Origin of the sequence: Chryseomicrobium palamuruense (assembly GCF_042649045.1) — a bacterium.
Classification (GTDB): domain Bacteria; phylum Bacillota; class Bacilli; order Bacillales_A; family Planococcaceae; genus Chryseomicrobium; species Chryseomicrobium palamuruense.
The window spans coordinates 87,743-108,248 of record NZ_JBHSEF010000022.1; the positions used below are offsets into that span (position 1 = coordinate 87,743).

The following is a 20,506-nucleotide window of genomic DNA, read 5'->3' on the forward strand; positions in this document are numbered from 1 at the left end:
CCCTTTCCTTTACTTGACATCCCGGTGCATGATCACAGTAGGTGTCTCCTGTTGGAGGTACTCCCCGAAGTACTCAGCCAATGTAACTGAACGGTGTTGCCCACCTGTACATCCAAACGCAATGATGAGCTGGCTTTTGCCTTCTCGCTTATAGTGCGGAATCATAAATTCGAACAGATCAGTCAGCTTTTCGACAAGTTTTTTTGTCTCTGTCCATTTCATCACATAACTGGATACTTCGTGATCAAGCCCTGACATCGGACGCAGTTCTTCGATATAGTACGGATTCGGCAAGAAACGCACATCCAATACAAGATCCGCATCAATCGGTAATCCATGCTTAAACCCAAATGACATCACGTTGATGACAAAGGGTGTATGCGTATCTCCTGAGAACAGTTGCTCAATTTTTTCTTTTAATTGCTTCGGTTTTAACTTCGATGTATCAATAATGTGTTGAGAACGTCCTTTAATCACTTCTAACAGAAGACGTTCTTTGTTAATCCCTTCAAGGGGTAACCCTAGTTTCGCAAGCGGATGCGAGCGACGCGTTTCTTTATAACGGCTGACTAACGTCTGGTTGTCCGCTTCTAAGAACAAAATGCGTGGACTGATTTTTCGGCTTTCCTCTAATTGGGTCAGAGTCTCAGAAATCGGACCAAAGACTTCTCCTCCACGAACATCCATGACGAGGGCAATTTTTTCGTATGATCTTTCCGAATCCACAAGTAAATCGATGAATTTCGGCAATAGATCGGGCGGTAAATTATCAATACAATAATAGCCCATGTCTTCAAAACTTTGAATCGCCACTGATTTTCCTGCCCCTGACATACCTGTAATGATGACTAAGTCGGACATACGTGGTTCATTCATCTGTGTGTCGCCTCCTGTGATGTCTGTAGTCGGTAGTTCAATAGCTCAAAGTCTTCGGTATACTCAAAGGTCCCATACTGCAACCCGTGTTCATGAGCCGCAAATAGTAAATTCATTCGATCTCCTTCGGCCATCGGAAGTGTCTTAAGAGCTTCCACCGGATGCCATTCCAAAACGCCTTCATGGTTTTCCGTAAGAGGCGTCCCTTCTAGGCCGTGCGCGACTAAAGTCGAGAGCATCCATTCGGAGACTACGTCCTCTCCACGCTTGATGACCATTGTGTAAATTCCTTTAAGATGCGGATGTTGCGGAATCGCTTCTGTCTCTTCCGTAAATTCCCGAATCCCTGCTTCTAGGATGGACTCTCCCGATTCTGTTTTCCCACCGGGGGCGACATACCAATTTCGCCGCGGCTTTTTCAATAAAAGAACTTGGCCATCTTGGATGACAAGTAAGTTAACTATTCGCTGCATCGTTTCTCTCCAATTTCTCGTAATACTCTTAAGTATACTATAACTTATCAGGACAACAAAAAAAGAGACCATATCCTCGACTTAGTAAGCGAGAAACGGTCTTTCAAAGAAACCTATATAAAAAGGGGGGTCAATTTATAGTTCTTATTATACACGACCATTGTTGCATTTCGATTACAGGGAAGTTAAGAAATGATTAAGAAAGCTGATCTTCTAATTTCTCAATGTAATGTTGCGCAGATTGCGCCGCGATGGACCCGTCACCAGTCGCTGTGACGATTTGGCGAAGCATCTTCTCACGCACATCTCCTGCTGCAAAAATCCCCGGTATTTTCGTTTGCATCTTCTCATCCGTTACGATGTAACCATCACTATTCAGTATTCCTAGAGATTCAAATGGTTTTGTTAGTGGCAGCATGCCGATGTAGATAAATACACCGTCGGCTTTGAATTCCTTTTCTTCTGCACTCTCTGTTGAGACGAGCGTAACAGCGCCAACTTTCCCATTTGCTTCTTTGATTTCTTTTACGGTTGTATTCCAAATAAAATCTACCTTTTCATTGGCAAACGCACGGTCTTGAAGAATCTTTTGTGCACGTAACTCGTCGCGGCGGTGAACAATCGTCACTTTATCCGCAAAACGCGTCAAGAAGACACCTTCTTCTACAGCAGAGTCTCCTCCACCTACAACCACCAATTCTTTACCTTTAAAGAATGCACCATCACAAACCGCACAGTAACTTACTCCTCGGCCACCTAATTCCGATTCACCTGGAATACCCATCTTCTTGTATTCCGCACCTGACGAAACGATGACCGCTTTCGCCCGGTACTCTTTACCGCCTGCCTTAACAAGTTTCGTGTCACCTTCATCCACGACGGACGTCACATCCCCGTAGGCATACTCGGCACCAAATTTTTTCGCATGCTCGAACATCTTTGTCGACAGCTCTGGCCCTAAGATGGTTTCAAACCCTGGGTAATTCTCTACTTCTTCTGTATTCGCCATTTGACCACCTGGAATACCGCGCTCGAGCATAAGCGTCGACAGGTTGGCACGAGACGTATAAACAGCAGCAGTCATTCCTGCGGGACCTGCTCCGATAATAATCACATCATATGATTTCACTTCAGTCATTGGTTATCCTCCTCGTTCTTACACTCTTTTCTAAATCTAGCCCATTTGAAAGGCCGCTTCAACTTATCTGCCCATCCCTAGTCAAAGAGTGGAAAGAAACCCATTAGCTCATTGATATATTTCGTCATCGTTGGTACAGAAATACCATAATGTGCCGCAAATTCTTTCTTTGTCGCTTGTTTCGAACGAGAAGAGGCATACATATACGCAGTCGCTGCTGCAAGAGCCTTTGTATTTTTAAACGCGTACCCTTGCTGTAGAGCGCGTTCCATCATCACAAACCACATGTCATACATATAGGCATGCTGTAATGTGAGTGGATGATGATAGGCATAGAGAAGGTCCGCAACTTTCATGCCTTCAACAAAAGATTTTTCAGCTGGTACTTTCATCGAAAATTCATGATTCAAAGAATAGCCTATGATCAGCTTTTCAAACGGTGTCAGCTTTTCGACTTGAATAAGGGAAGGATGGGCAACGAGGTCATGCAAATGAACAGATTTCCCCATCAAGTACAGCGCGACTGTCCGCGAAGAGGTCGATTCACTTTGTAGCTTTTCTGTTAAGAAGACACGGTCATTTTCTACGCCTTCCAAACTCTCTTCCTCTTCTTGCAATTTCCATGGTTCAAAACCTTCTTTTGTCGGATCCAACCGAATGAGCTCGAGCCATGCTTGGTGCGCACGTTCTTTGCGTCCAGAAAAATAAGCAGAATGGGCAAGCCAGAAATAAAAACTTGGGTCTTCCCCAAATCCCATTTTCTGAAGCTGACGGAGCGTCTTGTATCCTTCTTCATGGCGCCCGAGTAGCGCAAATGTAGCTCCTAATTTGAAACGCTGATCTACCGCAATCGGCTTGATTTTTTCAAGCACGTGGATAATATCTTTTAATTCTTTATACGATTGTTTATAATACGCAAGCACTGCTAAATTACAGAGTGCGTGAAGATTTCCTTGGTCATGGCGCAGGACTTCGTGGAGAAGGGCTGTTGCCTGTTCTTCTTCCCCGACATAAAAATAGGCAAGGGCAAGATTATTAAAAGCGGGCCAGAATGTTGCATGTTCTGCGACAATCGTCTCTAGGAGTTCGACCGCTTCTTTAAATTTTCCGCGTTCCATGAACTTTCGCGCTTTTTCCTGTAAATAGAGAACATCGGTTGACGGAGCTCCTTCTAGTAAATCACCACCGCTTTCAAATTCTGTGAAATCGATGATTTCCATTGCTTCTTCGAGATAAACCCCGTCTTCGTCCATGCGTAAATACATATTCGCAAAACGATTCGCTTCCGCAAAGTGACCGAGATGAGCATTGACCTCTGCTAAAAAGAACACAATGTCGGAATCATTTGGATCCAGGGCATGTGCGCTTTGCAGTAATTCATACGCATCATCGAACTGTTCCGCTTCCATTTGCAAGATACCATATTGCATGAGAATCATCGGATCATCTGGACTGAGTTCGACCGCACGTTTCAGATATTTTTGCGCTTTAGCAAACTGTTCTTTCTTCAGTTCACCCAACGCTTTTTTATAGTAATATTCGCCTGTTGGCATAAAAGTAACGACATTTTCTGTCTTTGGTTTGCGTGATTTTTTCACGTAGATCCTCCAGTGAAGAGTAACAATTTTGCAAGCAGCAAATAACAGGAACACATAAATGCGTTCCTGTCTCTTTTCTTCTCAGTATAGCACAATCTGGGAAATCTTTCGCCAGAGAGGATTACTTCTTCGCTCGCTCTTCCAGCACACGTAACACATTAGAAAGAGGTAGTTTTTGTTCTTCTAACAACACAAGTAGATGATAGATCAGGTCGGCAGCTTCCATCGAAAGCTCTTCCGAATCGTTATTTTTCGCTGCAATGACGACTTCCATCGCTTCTTCGCCAATCTTCTTGCCAATCTTATCAATGCCTTTTTCAAATAAATACGTCGTATACGCCCCTTCAGGACGCTCAAGATCTCGTTGTTTGATGACTTTCTCAAGTTGAACCAATGTATCGACTCCGTAAGTGGTTTCCCACTCCTTCACTGTCTGGTGGAAGCATGTATCTTCCCCTGTATGACAAGCGGGTCCCGCAGGAATCACGGATAGAAGCAGAGCATCTTCGTCACAGTCGGCGGTCATGGAAACCACTTTTTGCGTATTCCCGGAAGTAGCCCCTTTATGCCAAAGTTCTTGTCGACTGCGGCTATATAGCCACGTTTCTCCAGTTTCCAATGTCCTTTGATAGGCTTCTTCATTCATATAGGCAAGGGTCAGCACTTGTTTTGTATAGGCATCTTGCAGGACAACGGGAATGAGCCCATCTGCGTCAAATCGAATGTTCATTTTAGTGCCTCCTTTGCCTGTTTCACTGAAAAACGTCCGCTGTAGATGGCTTTCCCTACGATGACGCCATTTATAGAGGAAGTTTTTGCGGCCTCTTTTACTTGTTTGAGGTCTTCTAAAGAACTGATTCCTCCAGATACAATGACATTCAGTCCTGTAGCCTCAGCGAGTTCTTTTGTCGCTTGGAGGTTTGGTCCTTGAAGTGTGCCATCCATCGCAATATCTGTAAAAATAATATGTTTGGCGCCTACTTCTGCAAAGCGTTTCCCCACTTCAATTGCCGTTAGTGTAGATGTTTCAAGCCAACCATGGGTCGCGACATACCCATCTTTTGCATCTAGGCCAAGAACAATGCGATCGCCACCATAGGTCGTAAGCATTTCTTCGACAAGTTGGGGGGCTTTTACTGCAAGACTCCCGATAATGACGCGGTCAATTCCTTCATTTAAATAATAGGCCACGTCTTCAATGGATCGAATTCCTCCACCAATTTGAACAGACATACCCAATTCTTTTTTAATTCGGATGACTTGAGGGGCATGTGGTTTCGTCCCATCTTTTGCGCCATCTAAGTCGACAAGGTGAATCCAGTCCGCTCCTTGCTCTTGAAAATTCTTTGCCATATCGAAGGGAGACTCCCCGTATACGGTTTGTTGATCATAATCCCCTTGAAATAAGCGGACACACTTGCCATCCTTCATATCAATTGCTGGATAAAGCTGTACCATAAACCTTCCTCCTTAGGACAGTAGACCTTTTGTCGACGGAACACCTTTGACACGCGGGTCAAGTTGCGTGGCTTGGTCAAGTGCACGTGCAAGCGCTTTAAAGATTGCTTCAATCATGTGGTGTGTATTTTGTCCATAATGCACGATAACGTGCACATTCATGCGGGATTCAAGGGCAAACTTCCATAGAAACTCGTGTACGAGCTCCACGTCGAACGTCCCTACTTTGTCTTTCGGAAATTCTGCACGGAACTCGAGATGTGGACGATTGGACACATCGATGATGACTTGTGCCAGAGCATCATCCATCGGAATGAATGCACTGCCGTATCGTTTGATCCCTTTTTTATCCCCGAGGGCTTCGCGCACCACTTGGCCGAGCACGATCCCGACATCTTCTGTCGTGTGATGGTCGTCAATATGCGTATCTCCGTCTGCCGTGATTTCCCCATCAAACAATCCGTGACGAATAAAGAGGTCGAGCATATGGTCCATAAAGGGGACCCCAGTGTTTACTTTGGAATTCCCTGATCCATCTATATGTAACGAGACAGAGACCGACGTCTCACTCGTTTTGCGTTCCAACTGTGCTTTACGTTCTGACATGTTTATCGCTCCCTACTTGTTTCGAATTTCCACAGCTCGTGCGTGGCCTTCCAGTTGTTCCATCCGAGCTAAGCGTGCTACTTTTGGATAGTTTTCCTGCCACAGTTCTTTTGTATAATAAACGACACTCGTTTTCTTTTGAAAATCTTCTACACTGAGCCCACTCGAAAAACGAGCCGTACTATTTGTCGGAAGAACGTGATTCGTCCCTGCAAAATAATCACCAATCGGTTCGGATGAATAGCGTCCAATAAAAATGGCACCGGCGTGTCGAATGTTGGCACTTACAGCTTCCGCATTTTCCGTTAGGATTTCTAAATGTTCTGGAGCCAATTGGTTCACTGCTTCTACTGCCTCTTCCATTGATTCGGTAAGATAAATGGCACCAAATTGCTCAATAGCTGCTCTGGCAATCTGTTCTCGTGGGAGCACTTTCAATTGGCGCTCGATTTCGTCTTCTACTTTTGCGGCGAGTTCTTCGCTCGTTGTGATTAAGATGGCGCAAGCAAGAACGTCATGTTCCGCCTGTGCAAGCATATCCGCAGCAATTTCATCTGCATAGGCTGACTCATCTGCAAGGATCGCCACCTCACTCGGACCTGCAATACTATCAATCGACACTTGACCAAACACTTCTCGTTTGGCTAGGGCGACGAACCGATTCCCAGGACCCGTAATTTTATCTACCTGTGGAACAGATTCCGTACCGTATGCAAGGGCAGCGATAGCTTGAGCCCCTCCCACTTTATAAATCTCATCTACTCCTGCAATCGACGCAGCTGCAAGTACACCTGCTGGAATTTTCCCGTTACGAGAGGGAGGCGTCGTAATGACAAGTTTTTTCACACCCGCTACCTTTGCTGGAATAGCGTTCATAAGAACGGAAGATGGATACGCTGCCGTGCCACCGGGTACGTATAGTCCAGCTGCATCCATGGGAAGAAAGCGATAGCCGAGATAGCTGTCTCCTTGAAGAGGCATGTGGATATCTTCTCTTAGCTGAAGCGTGTGGAACGCGCGAATATTGTCAGCCGCTTCCTGTAGATCTTTTAACAACACTGGATCTAATGACTTGACAGCATCCGCCATCTCATCCGGAGTGACTCGCAACGACTCTAAGTCTGCTCCGTCCCACTTTTTTGTGTAGTCAAAAAGAGCATCATCGCCACGTTTTCTGACGTCAGCAATAATCATTCGGACGGACTGGGCATCTTGTTCAGTACCTTCCTCGACTGTCCGACGTATAGAAGTTGTAGCTTCCCACTTCACTCGTTTCATACGTCTGCCTCCTCTACCGCTTGCCGCAGACGCTTTGTCAAATCAAGGATTCGTTGTTGCTTTAAGCGATACGCCACCGGATTTGCAATGAGTCGCGACGTGATATCTGCAATTTTCTCATACTCGACCAGGCCGTTTTCTTTTAACGTTCGACCTGTCGACACGATGTCGACGATGCGGTCCGCAAGACCGATCATCGGGGCAAGCTCAATGGAACCGTTCAAACCGATGATTTCGACTTGCTCGCCTTTTTCTTTATAAAATGAAGTCGCAATCACCGGGTACTTTGTAGCAATACGCGGGGCCACATCATTCATTTGTGTATTTGGAAGGCCCGCCGTTGCAAGGTAACAATAACTGATCTCTAAATCCAAAAGTTCCATGACACTTCGATTTTGTTCGAGAAGGACGTCTTTTCCTGCGACACCAATATCAGCGACCCCGTGTTCGACATAAACAGGCACATCCATTGGTTTTGATAAAATAAAACGGATATTTTCTTCGGGAACTTCCACTATCAGTTTACGGGAGTCTTCCATCTCTTCCGGGAGTTGAAAACCAGCAGACTTCATGAGTTCTGCTGCTTCTTCAAAGATACGCCCCTTGGGCATAGCAATCGTTAAAAAATCCATCTAGCGCTCCCCTCCCGTCAAATCCGTCACGTAATCAAAATTCTCCTCAAATTCCTGGTGGACGTTTACGGTCGATTTCATCTGTAGTGTCACTCTTTGCCCCTCCGACCGGAAATCTGTGGCCATTTGAAGTGCCTTTAAATAACTCGCCTTGTCTGTATACAGCAGATGACTTGTTATCGAGGGTTCTTGCAGCCCGACCACTTCTAATAGCCGGTCTAACCGGAGGCTAAACCCGGTAGCTCCGACATCTGCCCCGAATTCTTTTATGAGCCCATCATAGCGACCTCCACTACCAAGTGGGAAACCTGTTCCTTCGCCATACACTTCGAATACCATCCCAGAGTAATAATGTATATGACTAACGAGCAATGGATCGATTTGAACGATCCCTTGAAGTTCTTCCATTTGCTCAAGAGTTAGGATAAGCGCAACAAACCGTTCAGAAACATCGTTGTCGAGCTCAGGAAATGCTGTGATTAAATCCTGCACCTTATTCCCTTGAATGGCTTTTGTGAAGAAGGACATAAACTTGTCTGCTTTAGGGGATTCTTTCGCCCACGCGTCAATCCCTACAAAGTTTCGTTCAAGGAGAGCAGTTCTTACGCGCGATTGCTCCACTTCATCTGAAATCAATGTTTGAATGACATGATCTATGAACGCGGAATGACCAATGGTTATGCGAAAGCCACTAAGCTCTAACTTTCGTAGAAGGCCTGACGCGATGCTGATGACCTCTGCATCTGCCATCTCACTCGTGTCTCCTAACAATTCAAGACCAAATTGTTCAAACTCCGCAGGTCGACCGCCTTCTTGCTGCTGCGCTCGAAAGACAGTGGAGCTATATGCTAAGCGAAGCGGATTTTTTTCCTTCAGTAATTTGGAAGCCGCTACACGGGCAATCGGCGCCGTTAAATCTGGACGCAAGACAAGCATCTCCCCCTGATTATCAACAAGTTTAAACAGAGAAGACTCGTCGAGTGAGCTGAGTTTACCTATCGTTTCAAAATATTCGAGAGAAGGCGTTTGTATAAAATCATACCCATACTGCTCCACATACTGCATGGCTTTTGAACGGATATGCTGTTGGTGTGTAAATTGACGAGGAAGTGTATCTCGCATGCCGAGTGGCTTTTCGAATTTTTGGATGGTCGTCATTTGTAGCACCTCATTTTGATTGCTAGTTTAGTTTACTGAACATCAATACTTTATCATGCTAGAGTACTAGAGAGTTAAAGTGTTAAATAGTAGTCTACGCCATACCTCTTTATTCGTCAACTGTTGTGGTTTTCCCTCTGTTCGTTTCGTGTCATCATGAATCGCTTCAGATTATGGCTGCAAACAAAAAACTCGCCCTATTCAGGACGAGCTTCGCGTTGTTCTTTCGTATAGATGACTTGCATCGGATTGCCTCCAACAAACGAGCCCGCTGGAACGTCTTTATGGACGAGGGTCGCGGCCGAAACAATCGCACCGTCGCCAATCGTGACACCAGGTAAGATGGTGGAGTTGGCACCGATCAAGACGTCATCTCCAATAATGACATCTCCCAGACGGTATTCTTCAATCAAGTATTCATGGGCAAGAATCGTAGTGTTGTACCCGATCACCGCATTCTTTCCGACTTTAATACGTTCTGGAAACATGACATCAGGCATCACCATGAGGGCAAACGCCGTATGATCCCCCACTTTCATCTTTAAAAACGTTCGGTACAACCAACTTTTCAGACGGAGAGATGGAGAGTAACGCGCAAGCTGAATGACTATAAAGTTTTTCATCACTTTTAAAAGTGGGACAGTCTTATAAACCTGCCATAACGAATTACTTTCCGTTACTTTATAGCGTTCGGTCTTTCTCATTGTGCTTCTCCAAAGACGATGCCCAATATTTCGGATATATGGTGTATGGAGTATACGGGTTCAAATGCGAGTAAATAATCGAGACCTTTGATGGACCAGGCGACAGCTACGGAATCTGCACCAGCTGCACGGGCTGCGATAATGTCATGAAAGTTATCCCCCACCATGAGCGCATCTTCTGGTGAAACTCCTAGTCGAGATAGAGCGAGACGAACAGGTTCTGGATCCGGTTTTGCATGAGTGACGTCATCTAGACCGATTACCGTTTCAAAATAATCCGTGATACCCATAAGGTCTAGTGCGCGCATCACCATCTCATTTCGTTTTGTCGATACAATGGCTAGTTTTACACCACTCGCAGATAATTGTTGAATTGTTTCGACAACTCCTGGGAATGCTTCGACCATGTCATCATGATTCGCGAGATTCCAGGTACGATATTCTTCCATCATTGCCTCAACGTTCACAGGATCGATAGCTGTAAACGTCTCACGCAATGTAGGGCCTAAAAATGGCAAGATGGATTCCCGTGAATATTTCCCAGGAAATCTTCCATTCAATACTTGTTGAAACGATTGGATAATCAATTCATTGGTATCAATTAATGTCCCGTCCAAGTCAAACAGGACTGCCTTATATTGTGGCTTCATGTGGATGTAGTCACCTCTTTTATTTGTTGTTGTTCTGCTCGTCTCCAGATGTAAGCAACAGTGATCGTTAAGACAAATGCTGTTACTACCCGGATGATGAGAAGCGGCAGAATCGGTATGCCTAGTGGGATGAAAATGAGTGTATCTTCAACGACAGCGTGACACGCCACGAGGAAGATAAATACGAGTGTCGCATCTTTTTTACTGACGCCGTCTTCTTGCACAGCTTGAATCATCACTCCTGCTCCGTAGGCTAAACCAATGACAAGACCAGCTACAAGTGTGGATGACGCATTCGGTTGCACCCCGATCAACCGAGTAAGTGGCCCCATCTTCTCGCTTAACTTCGTCATAAATCCTTTTTCACGTAAGAATTGAATCGCAATCATCAAAGGAATCACGATAAGGGCAAGTTGCAGCACGCCAAAGGAAGCTTTCTGCAATGCTAGAAGAGTGATTTCTCCCCACCCATTCGGCGTTGCTTGCGCCGCTTGAATGACGCCGTACTGAGCAATTTCCCCTCCGCCTTTCCATAACCAATTAATCATGAGGGCAGAGAAAATAGCGAGTCCAAACCGAACCACTAGGACGACCCAAAGTTTGACGCCTACTTTCAGAGCCACACCTGTCTCAATAAAAATGTTATGAGAAAAGGACAGCATTACGGCAAGAATGAAGACTTCTTTGACTGTCATCTCGAGCGATAAAATTCCCGCAATACCCGCATACAGATTTAGTGCATTCCCAAGGACGAGCGGAATCGCCGCTTCTCCTCGAAGTCCGAGTAACCCCATAAGAGGCGCAATCAAATCAATGATCCACGGGAGGACTGGCGTATATTGCAAGATGACCAATAGTAATGTAATTGGAAAAATGATTTTTCCTAATGTCCAAGCAGTTTTTAGCCCTGCTAGTAGCCCTCGTTTCCACGTTCCCACAGCACAGTCCTTCTTTCTCTACTCTTGATAACGAACCTTTACTTTTAAGATAAATCGACGATACACAAAAATGATGACGGCTACAATAATAGTTATGAGCGATACTACTTGCGCCGTGCGTAAATCACCGACCAGGTAAAGACTATCTGTACGCAAGCCTTCAATGAAGAAGCGTCCTACTGAATACCATGTTAAATAGAACAAGAACATTTCTCCGCGCAGGAGGTTCACTTTTCGCAGAAGAATCAGAATGACAACACCCGTCAAATTCCAAACCGATTCATATAAAAATGTTGGATGGTAGTACTTTCCATCGATATTCATTTGTTTAATGATCCAGTTCGGAATAAAGAGATTCTCAAGGAATGTACGGGTTACTTCGCCACCGTGCGCTTCCTGATTGATAAAGTTCCCCCACCGGCCAACGGTTTGACCAATAAGAATACTTGGTGCGACAATATCCGTTACTTTTAAAAAGGAATCTTTACGAATTCGCGTGAAGACATAGGCAGTTAAAAACGATGCAATTAGCGCACCGTGGATGGCAATGCCACCTTCCCAAATCTTGAAGGCATCGATCGGGTTATCGGCATAGTTTTCCCATTTGAAAATCACGTAATAAATTCGTGCCCCAATGATGGCAAGTGGGATGGCCCATAATAGTAGATCCGTTAAGTATTCTTGATGAAATCCGCGTTTCACCATTTCTTTCTGTGCGACTAAAAATGCAATAAGTATTCCGAAGGCAATAATCACTCCGTACCATCGGATTGTCAAAGGTCCTAATTGAAAAGCAATCGGATCTATAGCGAGTAAGACACTATCCAACATTCATTTCCCTTCTTTCTATTTCGAATTGATAACGGAATCTAACCGATCTGCGAAGTCTTCCGCAGCGTTCATGCCCATCTGTTTCAACCGATGGTTCATCGCAGCCACCTCAATGATGACGGCTAAATTTCGTCCTGGACGAACCGGAACGGTTAGCTTTGTAATATTGGTATCGATGATTGACATCTTCTCTTCTTCAATACCGAGACGATCATAACTCTTCGTCGCATCCCAAATCTCGAGTTCAATCACCAGCGTAATACGCTTATTACTTCGAATAGCAGAAGCACCAAAGAGCGTCATAATGTCGATGATGCCTAGACCGCGGATTTCGAGTAAATGTTCAATTAATTTCGGCGCCGCTCCAATCAGCATGCCTTCGCCTTCTTGACGAATCTCGACACAATCATCGGCAACTAGACGATGGCCACGCTTGACAAGTTCCAATGCAGTCTCACTTTTCCCGACACCTGATTTCCCGATGATCAGAACGCCTACTCCGTGTATATCCACGAGGACACCATGTACAGCTGTCGTTGGCGCCAATTCTCTTTCCAGAAAACTTGTCAGTTGACTATATAAACGTGTTGTCGGCGTCTTTGTAGAAAAGACAGGGACGGATTTTTGGTTGGAAGCAGCAATCAGTTCTTCTGGCACTCCATGATTGTGAGCCACTACAATGGCGGGTGTATCCGGTGCACAGAGCTTAAGCATACGTTCTGCTTTTTCATTTGGTTCCAATAATTCAAAAAAAGACAACTCCGTTTTACCAAGAAGCTGAATCCGGTTGGATGGGTAATGCGTAAAATACCCCGCCATCTCCAGGCCTGGGCGAGAGATGTCAATGACAGAAATATGCCGTCCAATCCCTTCTTCACCACTGACAAGTGTTAATTGGAACTGTTCATGTAAATCTTTCGCTGTCACATGTGCCATGGGTTTTCCCCCTTTACTAAAACATATTTCCTATTGTAGCACGAGGGCGATTGGGAAGAGTATCCTTCTCGCTTCATTTTCACTATTTCCTTACAAAAGGGGGTTTGAACATGCATCTATTAATAGATCCCGGACACGGTCCAACCACACCCGGAAAACGGTCACCAGATGGCAAGCTACGTGAATTCGAATGCAATTATCACATCTCGCTCTTTATTCAGCAGTACTTAAAAGGGAAAATTGAATGTTCCTTAACAACAACGGGGAAACGCGATGTTCCTCTTTGGGAACGGAGTCAAATGGCCAACCAGTTAAACGTAGATGTGTATGTATCTATTCATGCGAATGCCTTCGGTTCCCATTGGAATGCCGTGTCAGGCATTGAAACCTATGTTTCAAAAGGAGCTAGCCCTGCTTCCATTCAACTAGCAAAGTCCGTTCAGAAAAATCTAGTTAACTTAACAGGCCGTCTTGACCGCGGCGTGAAGCAAGCGGAGTTTCACGTCCTTACTCGAACGAAGATGCCCGCTATTCTAGTCGAAGTCGGCTTTATGACCCATCGAATTGAATGCGCTCTCCTTCTGACAGAGGCTTATCAAAAGAAATGTGCCCAAGCAATCGCTCGTGCACTGGAGGAACAGTTGTTGTGAGAACTGTTCTGAAACGATTTGGAGAGAACCAGTCTCAAAAACTGCGAAAAGCCGCCAAACCCCACTAGGGTCGGCGGCTTGTTTCATTTATCGGTTTTCTGGATCGTGCGTCGCATCTGCACCAGATTGGAACGATTCGTTCGTTGCCTCTGTTGCGAATGTCGTTTCTTCTGTGACAGTAGAAGATGCTGTCGTTTCCGTTGAAGTTGGTTCAGGCGATTTTGTTGTTGTGTCTTCTGTTGATGTGTAACGGACGACAACGGTTCCTGTTTTCGCTTCTCCAGATACGTACAGTGGAGATTGATCATCCTCTGTCGCTTTCGAGAAAGACACTTTTTTGTTCATGAATTGTTCGGACTGATTGCTTTGCGTCACATCAGCTAATTGAACATCTAATTGGCCAAGTTGGGTCGTAGCTTCTCCTTTTAATGGCACGTGCCGTGGAACATATAGTTCTACATTTCCAGCTAGAGCCGTCCCTTCCAGTTTACGAGGCTTTTCATGCTTCGTTGTGAGAATTAGATTGCCATTCACGCTAGATGCTTCAAGGTCACGGATTTTACCTTCTACATAGATACGTCCATTGACCGCTTCAACATCCACCGCTTCTCCGTCCACGTCTTTTAATTGAACAGCTCCATTCACCGTCTCCACATCGACTTCTTCAATATTCATGTGATGTAAAGATACTTTTCCATTCGTTGTTTTGATTTTCACATGTTTCGCATCAAACGAACCTGCTGTTAAATCACCGTTAAACAAACGAACCGTAAGCTGTTCATAGTGTTCTTTCGGAACATGAAGTGTTGTGTGCACAGAAATCGTCTTCATATCACTGAAGATTCGTAAGCGACCATCTTCTTCTTTAAACACAAAATCGGAATGAAGTTTTTGACGTAGCTCTTCTTCAGGCATTTGACGATATGATTTTACTGTCAAATCAGCTTTTACTGTTTTTTCATCGGTCGGAAATATCTCTACTTTCCCGTTCGCGATATCGACTGTAATAGACCGCAGCGCTTCCACTTCCACCGAATAGTGATCCTTTATGCTTACCGCATCACCAAATGGATTGTCAAAATCAAATTGGCGAATTTTATCGACCGTTCCTTGCATCATTTGCATGACGCGTTCGCCGATTACTGTAAAATCACGCTTTGCATCTTCAATAAAATCACGGTTTCTGCGTGACTCTCTTTCCGTTGACTGTTGCGTAAATGTAGATTGTGTCGGTTGTTCTTGTTGTTTTGAAAGTGTGTCCAGCAGCCCCATTGCCTCTTGCGCCGTAATCTGCCCGTTCTCTAACATATCTAAAATACGTTTACGTTCATCTTGCATGGTGTGGCCTCCTCTTTCTACTGGTTATTTTGTTACGTACAGTATCTCATACGTGTCACACTGAAAAAAGTTTCATACACTTGCATCAATGGACTATTTTAACGCACTTGCCATTCGTTCTTTATCTCGTTCCAATACCGGTTTTAGATAACGTCCTGTATAGGACTCCTGTACTTCACAAATTTCTTCGGGTGTTCCTGTTGCTACAATTATACCGCCCTTGTCTCCACCTTCCGGACCTAGATCAATCATATAATCCGCTGTTTTGATGACATCAAGGTTATGTTCAATCACTAACACGGTATCGCCATTTTCAACTAATCGCTGTAATACAGTTAGAAGGCGGGCAATATCTGCTACGTGTAAACCGGTGGTTGGCTCATCAAGAATATAGAAACTCTTCCCGTTTGAACGTTTATGGAGTTCACTTGCAAGTTTTACACGTTGTGCTTCTCCGCCTGATAATGTCGTGGCTGGTTGGCCTAGTGTAATATAGCCAAGCCCTACGTCCGCTATGGTTTGAAGCTTCCGGCTGATCTTCGGATGGTTCTCAAAGAAACCTACAGCATCTTCCACGGTCATTTGAAGCACGTCAGAAATATTTTTTCCTTTGTACTTCACTTCTAGAGTTTCTCGGTTGTAGCGCTTGCCGTGACACACTTCACAAGGTACATAAACATCTGGTAAGAAATGCATCTCAATTTTTAAAATTCCATCTCCGCGGCACGCCTCACAACGGCCACCTTTGACATTGAAACTAAAACGACCTTTTTTATATCCGCGCACTTTTGCTTCATTGGTTGATGCATAGACATCTCGAATGTCATCAAACACGCCTGTATACGTCGCAGGATTCGAACGAGGGGTCCTTCCGATCGGTGACTGGTCAATATCAATGATCTTTTCGAGCTGCTCGATGCCATCCACACCTTTACTCGCTCCCGGTTTCACTTTCGCCCGGTTGATCTTTTGAGCAAGTGATTTATAAAGAATTTCATTGATCAGCGTACTTTTCCCTGACCCCGATACCCCTGTCACTGCCGTAAAGACACCTAATGGAATGTCTACAGACACTCCCTTTAAATTATTTTCAGTCGCTTCGTGTATCGTCAGCTTCCGCTCGTCCGGTTGACGACGTTCGGCAGGAACCGGAATAAACTTCTTGCCACTTAAATACTGTCCTGTTAAAGAGGCTTTGTTACGCATCACTTGTTTCGGTGTTCCTGCTGCGACAATTTCACCGCCGTGAACTCCTGCTCCCGGACCAATATCAATCAAATAATCTGCTGCCATCATGGTGTCTTCATCATGTTCAACGACAATCAGTGTGTTCCCGATGTCTCGCATATTTTGAAGCGTCCCAATCAAACGGTCATTGTCTCGTTGATGAAGACCAATGGAAGGCTCATCGAGAATATAAAGGACACCTGTTAACCGAGAACCGATTTGTGTCGCTAAGCGAATCCGTTGAGCTTCTCCACCGGATAAGGTACCGGCTGCACGACTCAGCGTTAAATAATCAAGCCCCACATTGATTAGAAATCCTAATCGTTCATCGATTTCACGCAAAATCAAGCGAGCAATTTGCATATCTTTCTCCGATAGGTTGAGGGATTTGAAAAATGCCTCCGCTTCTTCAATCGAAAATTCACTTACCTGACCGATGTGAAGATCATTGATTTTCACTGCACGAGTCTCTTCTTTTAATCGGTATCCCTGACACGTCGGACACGCATGTTCCGCCATATATTTTTCCATTTGCTCACGAATGTAATCCGATGATGTATCTTTATAACGTCGCTCTACATTGGATAGAACACCTTCAAAATAAATCATATTGTCCCGCACTTGCCCAAACTCATTCACATAGCGGAAACGAAGTTTCTCTTTTCCTGACCCTTTCATTAGTTTATCCCACTGGTCTTTTGGCAAATCCTTAACAGGCTTCTTCATTGAAATCTTATAATGTTTCGATACTGCCTCTAGTAGTTTCGGATAATAATTGGAGCTCGTCGGTTGCCAAGCTACAATGGCGCCTTGTTCAAGTGACAATGTTGAATCTGGCACGACTAGTTCCGGGTCCACTTCTAGCTTCATTCCTAACCCATCACAGTCCGGACACGCTCCAAACGGGCTGTTGAACGAGAACATACGCGGTTCAAGTTCACCGATAGAAAATCCACAATACGGACACGCATGGTGTTCAGAGAATAAGAGTTCTTCTTCACCAATAACGTCAATAATGACATTTCCTTCGGCTAAGCGAAGTGCTGCTTCAAGCGAGTCACTTAAGCGCGCTTCGACCCCTTCTTTCACCACAATTCGGTCAATGACGACAGAGATTGTATGTTTTTTATTTTTATCGAGTTCAATGTTATCATCTAAATCAATCAGATCATCATTCACGCGAACACGTACGTACCCTTGTTTGCGCAAATCATCTAATAGTTTGACATGCGTTCCTTTTCGTCCGGAAACGACGGGAGCCAACACTTGCAATTTAGTTCGTTCCGGATATTCCATAATCCGGTCGACCATCTGTTCAATGGTCTGAGAGGTGATTTCAATCCCATGAATCGGACAAATTGGTTTTCCGACACGTGCGTAGAGGAGACGTAAGTAATCATTGATTTCTGTTACCGTCCCGACAGTCGAGCGTGGATTTCGACTTGTTGTTTTTTGATCAATTGAAATAGCCGGAGAAAGTCCTTCAATCGTATCGACATCCGGTTTATCCATTTGCCCTAAAAATTGACGTGCGTAAGCAGACAACGATTCTACGTACCGTCGTTGCCCTTCCGCATAAATCGTATCAAACGCTAAGGAGGATTTTCCCGACCCAGAAAGGCCCGTCATAACAACGAGCTTGTCTCGGGGAATGGTTACACTAATATTTTTTAAGTTGTGGGCGCGCGCCCCTTCAATTCGTATTTCTTGGTGTTTCACTTAATTTCCTCCTTCCAGCTTCAGTTCAAGAAGTGCATCACGCAGTTCAGCTGCTCGCTCAAAATTGAGTGCACGAGCTGCATCTTTCATTTCTTTTTCAAGGTTGGTGATAAGCGCTGCGCGTTCATCCTTCGACAACTCTTTACCAGATACAAGTTGTTGTGCATACGTTTCAACTTCTTCCGCAGCTTGTGTAGCTCGAATCACTTCACGTACTTTCTTATTAATGGTTGTTGGAATAATACCGTGTTCTTCATTGTAAGCCATTTGTATCGTTCGACGACGTTTTGTCTCGTCTATCGCTTTCTGCATCGAATCTGTTATCTTATCGGCATACATAATAACTTCTCCGTTCGAGTTCCGCGCGGCACGCCCAATTGTCTGGATCAGCGAACGTTCTGAGCGAAGGAACCCCTCTTTATCTGCATCAAGAATGGCAACGAGTGACACTTCCGGAATATCAAGTCCTTCACGGAGCAAGTTGATTCCAATCAAGACGTCATAGACACCGAGTCGGAGTTCACGAATGATTTCGATCCGTTCGAGTGTTTTAATTTCTGAGTGCAGATATTGCACTTTGATTTGCATTTCTTTTAAGTAATCAGTTAAGTCTTCCGACATTTTTTTCGTCAATGTCGTAATGAGAACACGTTCATTACGTTCTGCCCGTAAATTGATTTCATGAATCAAATCATCGATTTGGCCATGGATAGGTCGGATATGAATGACGGGATCCAGTAGACCTGTCGGACGAATGATTTGCTCGACCATCTCTGGTGTATGTTCAATTTCATACGGACCGGGTGTAGCGGATACATAAATCGCTTGATGAATATGCTCTTCAAACTCTTCAAATTTCAGCGGACGATTGTCGAGTGCAGATGGTAAACGGAATCCGTGATCAACAAGCACTGATTTTCGCGCTTGGTCTCCATTATACATTCCGCGAACTTGCGGCAAAGATACGTGGCTCTCATCGACAACGAGTAAGAAATCATCGGGGAAATAATCGAGCAATGTATACGGAGTCGCTCCTGCTTCACGCAATGTTAAATGGCGTGAATAGTTCTCGATACCGGAACAAAAGCCCATCTCACGCATCATTTCTAAATCATAATTGGTGCGTTGTTCGAGACGTTGGGCTTCTAGAAGTTTATCTTCTGCACGAAGCTTTTCAAGTTGCTCTTCAAGTTCACGTTCGATGTTCCCAATGGCTACTTGCATTTTCTCTTCACGCGTAACGAAGTGAGATGCTGGGAAAATGGCCACATGATCTCGTTCACCCATAATTTCCCCTGTCAATGCATCCACTTCACGAATGCGGTCGATTTCATCACCAAAAAACTCCACGCGAAGGCATTTTTCATCACGAGAAGCTGGGAAGATTTCGACGACATCTCCACGGACACGGAAAGTCCCACGAACGAAGTTGATATCATTGCGTTCATATTGAACATCGACAAGACGACGTAATAGTTGATTGCGCTCAATTTCCATACCCGTTCGTAAAGAGACCACCATCTCTTTATATTCTTCCGGGTTCCCTAAGCCATAAATACACGATACCGAGGCAATGATAATGACATCTTTGCGCTCAAACAAGGAAGATGTTGCTGAGTGACGCAGTTTATCAATTTCATCATTGATGCTTGAATCTTTTTCAATGTAAGTATCGGTTTGTGGCACGTAGGCTTCCGGCTGATAATAGTCGTAGTAACTGACAAAGTACTCAACTGCGTTATTCGGAAAGAACTCTTTAAACTCACTGTAGAGTTGCCCCGCTAATGTTTTATTGTGGGCCATCACCAGTGTCGGACGGTTAATTTCTTTGATGACGTTGGAAACGGTGAACGTCTTCCCTGTCCCTGTCGCCCCAAGAAGTGTTTGGTGGCGTTCTCCTTTTTGTACACCTTTTATAAGCTCCGCAATCGCCGTCACTTGATCGCCTGCCGGCTCATACGGTGCTTGCAAATCAAATAAGTTTTCTTCGGCCATTTTTTTCACCTTGCTTTCTTATATGAAGTCTCGGTAATTTTCCTTACCCTATTCACCGAGAACTTAAAAACGAACGTATGTTTTTATAGTAGTCCTTTTTACGGATTTTCGCAACGAATACATCTGCTGAAACACGATAGTTTAGTTAAATCAATAGGAATCTTTTTTAAAGCCTTCAACTTTCCAATAGATAATCCTCTGAAACACCAGAAAGTTCACTAAAACCTTCGCTTTTCTGAGGACGTGACTCCCTGCCTCCTCATCGGGGCCCCTGAAATGCTCTGCATTTCCTCCCCACTTG

19 protein-coding genes are annotated in these 20,506 nt (G+C 44.6%); 1 reads left to right on the top strand and 18 read right to left on the bottom strand.

Features of this window, described 5'->3' with window-relative positions; translation table 11 throughout:
* Positions 1-9 precede the first annotated feature (9 nt).
* From rapZ to hprK, 15 genes are all read right to left on the bottom strand, one after another.
* Positions 10-876, bottom strand: coding sequence for an RNase adapter RapZ (gene rapZ / locus ACFO0S_RS08830; protein WP_378141511.1), 867 nt, complete (start codon positions 874-876; stop codon positions 10-12).
* Positions 873-1,349 (bottom strand): NUDIX domain-containing protein, encoded by a 477-nt coding sequence (locus ACFO0S_RS08835; protein ID WP_378141512.1) that lies wholly within the window; start codon positions 1,347-1,349, stop codon positions 873-875. The genes rapZ and ACFO0S_RS08835 overlap by 4 nt, the downstream gene beginning before the upstream one ends.
* Before the next feature lie 196 nt (positions 1,350-1,545).
* Positions 1,546-2,487: a thioredoxin-disulfide reductase gene (gene trxB / locus ACFO0S_RS08840; protein ID WP_378141513.1), complete on the bottom strand. Its 942-nt coding sequence runs from the start codon at positions 2,485-2,487 to the stop codon at positions 1,546-1,548.
* Between the two features lie 77 nt (positions 2,488-2,564).
* Complete coding sequence (locus tag ACFO0S_RS08845; RefSeq protein ID WP_378141514.1) at positions 2,565-4,085, bottom strand: tetratricopeptide repeat protein; 1,521 nt, start codon at positions 4,083-4,085, stop codon at positions 2,565-2,567.
* A gap of 121 nt (positions 4,086-4,206) precedes the next feature.
* Positions 4,207-4,815 carry a bifunctional phosphoribosyl-AMP cyclohydrolase/phosphoribosyl-ATP diphosphatase HisIE gene (hisIE, locus tag ACFO0S_RS08850; RefSeq protein WP_378141516.1) on the bottom strand — a complete coding sequence of 203 codons (609 nt, stop codon included), beginning with the start codon at positions 4,813-4,815 and terminating at the stop codon, positions 4,207-4,209.
* Entirely contained in the window at positions 4,812-5,543 is a 732-nt protein-coding gene (gene hisA, locus ACFO0S_RS08855; protein WP_378141517.1) for a 1-(5-phosphoribosyl)-5-[(5-phosphoribosylamino)methylideneamino]imidazole-4-carboxamide isomerase, read from the bottom strand. Before hisA ends, hisIE begins: the two co-directional genes overlap by 4 nt.
* A 12-nt stretch (positions 5,544-5,555) precedes the next feature.
* Positions 5,556-6,149 carry an imidazoleglycerol-phosphate dehydratase HisB gene (gene hisB / locus ACFO0S_RS08860; protein WP_378141519.1) on the bottom strand — a complete coding sequence of 198 codons (594 nt, stop codon included), beginning with the start codon at positions 6,147-6,149 and terminating at the stop codon, positions 5,556-5,558.
* A gap of 12 nt (positions 6,150-6,161) precedes the next feature.
* Complete coding sequence (gene hisD, locus ACFO0S_RS08865; protein WP_378141520.1) at positions 6,162-7,427, bottom strand: histidinol dehydrogenase; 1,266 nt, start codon at positions 7,425-7,427, stop codon at positions 6,162-6,164.
* The gene (hisG, locus tag ACFO0S_RS08870) at positions 7,424-8,059 is read right to left on the bottom strand and encodes an ATP phosphoribosyltransferase (protein ID WP_378141521.1); all 636 of its coding nucleotides are present in this window, start codon (positions 8,057-8,059) and stop codon (positions 7,424-7,426) included. Before hisG ends, hisD begins: the two co-directional genes overlap by 4 nt.
* The gene (locus ACFO0S_RS08875) at positions 8,060-9,217 is read right to left on the bottom strand and encodes an ATP phosphoribosyltransferase regulatory subunit (RefSeq protein ID WP_378141523.1); all 1,158 of its coding nucleotides are present in this window, start codon (positions 9,215-9,217) and stop codon (positions 8,060-8,062) included. It abuts the gene before it with no gap.
* Positions 9,218-9,414: 197 nt separating this feature from the next.
* The gene (locus ACFO0S_RS08880) at positions 9,415-9,921 is read right to left on the bottom strand and encodes an acyltransferase (RefSeq protein WP_378141525.1); all 507 of its coding nucleotides are present in this window, start codon (positions 9,919-9,921) and stop codon (positions 9,415-9,417) included.
* The gene (gene ppaX, locus ACFO0S_RS08885) at positions 9,918-10,571 is read right to left on the bottom strand and encodes a pyrophosphatase PpaX (protein WP_378141526.1); all 654 of its coding nucleotides are present in this window, start codon (positions 10,569-10,571) and stop codon (positions 9,918-9,920) included. Before ppaX ends, ACFO0S_RS08880 begins: the two co-directional genes overlap by 4 nt.
* Complete coding sequence (locus tag ACFO0S_RS08890; RefSeq protein ID WP_378141528.1) at positions 10,568-11,509, bottom strand: nucleoside recognition domain-containing protein; 942 nt, start codon at positions 11,507-11,509, stop codon at positions 10,568-10,570. The genes ppaX and ACFO0S_RS08890 overlap by 4 nt, the downstream gene beginning before the upstream one ends.
* Before the next feature lie 18 nt (positions 11,510-11,527).
* The gene (gene lgt, locus ACFO0S_RS08895) at positions 11,528-12,337 is read right to left on the bottom strand and encodes a prolipoprotein diacylglyceryl transferase (protein ID WP_378141721.1); all 810 of its coding nucleotides are present in this window, start codon (positions 12,335-12,337) and stop codon (positions 11,528-11,530) included.
* An 18-nt stretch (positions 12,338-12,355) separates the two neighbouring features.
* Positions 12,356-13,276: an HPr(Ser) kinase/phosphatase gene (gene hprK / locus ACFO0S_RS08900; RefSeq protein WP_378141529.1), complete on the bottom strand. Its 921-nt coding sequence runs from the start codon at positions 13,274-13,276 to the stop codon at positions 12,356-12,358.
* A gap of 110 nt (positions 13,277-13,386) precedes the next feature.
* On the opposite strand from hprK, the gene ACFO0S_RS08905 reads away from it, so the two are divergent.
* Entirely contained in the window at positions 13,387-13,926 is a 540-nt protein-coding gene (locus ACFO0S_RS08905; RefSeq protein WP_378141530.1) for an N-acetylmuramoyl-L-alanine amidase family protein, read from the top strand.
* 87 nt (positions 13,927-14,013) lie between these two features.
* On the opposite strand, the gene ACFO0S_RS08910 is transcribed toward ACFO0S_RS08905, so the two are convergent.
* From ACFO0S_RS08910 to uvrB, 3 genes are all read right to left on the bottom strand, one after another.
* Positions 14,014-15,264 carry a DUF4097 family beta strand repeat-containing protein gene (locus ACFO0S_RS08910; RefSeq protein WP_378141531.1) on the bottom strand — a complete coding sequence of 417 codons (1,251 nt, stop codon included), beginning with the start codon at positions 15,262-15,264 and terminating at the stop codon, positions 14,014-14,016.
* Positions 15,265-15,357: 93 nt separating this feature from the next.
* Positions 15,358-18,210 (bottom strand): excinuclease ABC subunit UvrA, encoded by a 2,853-nt coding sequence (gene uvrA / locus ACFO0S_RS08915; RefSeq protein ID WP_378141532.1) that lies wholly within the window; start codon positions 18,208-18,210, stop codon positions 15,358-15,360.
* Positions 18,211-20,205: an excinuclease ABC subunit UvrB gene (uvrB, locus tag ACFO0S_RS08920; RefSeq protein ID WP_378141533.1), complete on the bottom strand. Its 1,995-nt coding sequence runs from the start codon at positions 20,203-20,205 to the stop codon at positions 18,211-18,213.
* Between the last annotated feature and the right edge of the window lie 301 nt (positions 20,206-20,506).